Origin of the sequence: Streptomyces sp. NPDC006435, from assembly GCF_040612315.1 — a bacterium.
Classification (GTDB): domain Bacteria; phylum Actinomycetota; class Actinomycetes; order Streptomycetales; family Streptomycetaceae; genus Streptomyces.
This window is the reverse complement of record NZ_JBEXPY010000121.1, coordinates 1-1,857: the sequence shown is the minus strand read 5'-3', so window position 1 is coordinate 1,857 and position 1,857 is coordinate 1. Positions and strand designations below refer to the sequence as shown.

Annotated in this window: 2 protein-coding genes; both read right to left on the bottom strand. The window is 72.4% G+C overall.

Annotation, left to right across the window (positions count from 1 at the left end; all coding sequences use genetic code 11):
* Positions 1 to 130 precede the first annotated feature (130 nt).
* The gene (locus ABZZ04_RS39400) at positions 131 to 385 is read right to left on the bottom strand and encodes a twin-arginine translocase TatA/TatE family subunit (RefSeq protein ID WP_356937054.1); all 255 of its coding nucleotides are present in this window, start codon (positions 383 to 385) and stop codon (positions 131 to 133) included.
* Positions 385 to 1,386, bottom strand: coding sequence for a sporulation protein (locus ABZZ04_RS39395; RefSeq protein WP_356937053.1), 1,002 nt, complete (start codon positions 1,384 to 1,386; stop codon positions 385 to 387). Before ABZZ04_RS39395 ends, ABZZ04_RS39400 begins: the two co-directional genes overlap by 1 nt.
* Positions 1,387 to 1,857 lie beyond the last annotated feature (471 nt).

The window sequence follows — 1,857 nt, the reverse complement described above, 5'->3', positions numbered from 1 at the left end:
CGTTAGTGTTTTTGGGACCGGCGTTTGGGGCGCGCCGCCCCGTGTTCGCGCCTCACCGCCCCCCCGGGGTGGGGCCGCTCGCACGAGCGGCCCGACGGCTTGGCGGTTCGACGGCCCGACGGCCGGTGGATCAGGCGTGCCCCGGCGGCCGTCCCGTGTCCGGCCTCGGGCCCTCGGCGTCCCGGCGGTCGACGGTCTCGCCCCGGATGACATGGGGCTGCGAGGTCTCCCCGTCACCGTTCGGGGCGTCCTTCATGGCCCTGGCCTCGGACTTGAGGATGCGGGCCGACTTGCCCGCGGAACGGGCGAGGTCGGGGAGCCGCTTGGCACCCAGGACGAGTATGACCACGATCAGGATGATCGCGAGTTCGCTGATCCCGAACATCAGTCGTCGTCCTCGTCCTCGTCGTCGCCTTCGAGGAAGTCCCCGACCTCGTCGACGACTTCGGCCGCGACCATGCCGCCGACGACCCCGACCGCGAGCCCGGCGGCGCCCACCGCGACGGCCGTGCCGATGCCCGGTCCGGAACGGTGGCCGCCGTCGTGGGAGTGGCCTCCGTGCTGCGCGGGGTACGGGCCGTCGTGCCCGTACGCGGATTCCGCCGCGTACGCCGACCGGTGCTCGACCAGCTGCCGCAGCCAGCCGTCCACGAGCGCCGTCCAGTCCTGGTGCTCCACCCCGTCGTGCGGGACGGTGAACCGGCTGAGCGCGTCGTGCCCGTCGGAGAAGGGGCCGCCGCGCTTGTCGGCCTCCAGGACCACCTCCATGCCGCCCGGCGAGGCGAGGAAGGTGACCTCGATCTCGTTGACCGCGTGCGCGTACTGCGGCGCCGGGGACAGCTCGATCTCCTGGTAGAAGGGGAGTTGCTGACCGGTGCCGCCGATGTGCCCGTACTCCAGGTCGGCGGACTTGAAGCCGAAACCGAGCCGGCCGAACGCCTCCAGGACGGCCTCCTGCACCGGCAGCGGGCGGACGGTGAGCCGGTCCAGGTCGCCCTTGTCCTTGGCCCCGGCCACCGCCAGTTCGGTGTGCACGCCGAGGACGATGCCCAGGTCCTGCCCGTACAGCTCGGTGATGGGGGTCTCCCACGGCAGGGCGACCGAGAACGGAACGCTGCGCTGCTCGCCCTCGGCCAGCCGGAAGCCGCCGCCGACGGTGAGGCGCTCGAAGGCCACGACGCCCTCGCTCTCGCCCTCCTCGTGCTCGGACTCCACCCGCGCGACGAGCTCCAGCGTGATGTGCTCGATGTCGAAGTCGGCGTTGCCGCCCTTGAGATGGACCTGGCCGGACAGCGGCCCGCCCGGGGCGACCGCCCCGGGATCGAGGACCGTGTCGACGGTGGGGCCGCCCACGCCGAGCGAGCCGAGCAGTCGTTTGAACACCATGGCGGCGTTCACTCCCTTATGTGCGTACGAGGGGTGCGGGGGAGCACGGGCACATTCGGAGGAAGCACCCGAGCTCTACAGACGTGTAGAAGCATAGGGCCGGTGGAGGGGGTGCAGGAGCCGTGCGGCCCGGGTGGGCGGGAAAGTCCGAAAAGAATCGCCCACGAGGTCCGGACAGCCGCTTGACGAGCGCGTTTTGCCGTGCTTTTACCGTGCCCCGGGTGAGCGTACCGCCCGGCACCGCACCGTGGCGCGCCGCGTCGGGGCGGAGCCCGGCCCCGCGCGGTACGCGACCGGCCCCGCCGACGCGGGGGAGCGTCGGCGGGGCCGGTGGGTGGATCTCCGCGCGGCGCCGGGAACGGGGCGCCGCGGTCCGGGGTGTCAGCCCTTGCGGGTGTTGACTTCCTCGGTGAGCTGGGGGACGACCTGGAAGAGGTCGCCGACCACGCCGTAGTCGACGAGGTCGAAGAT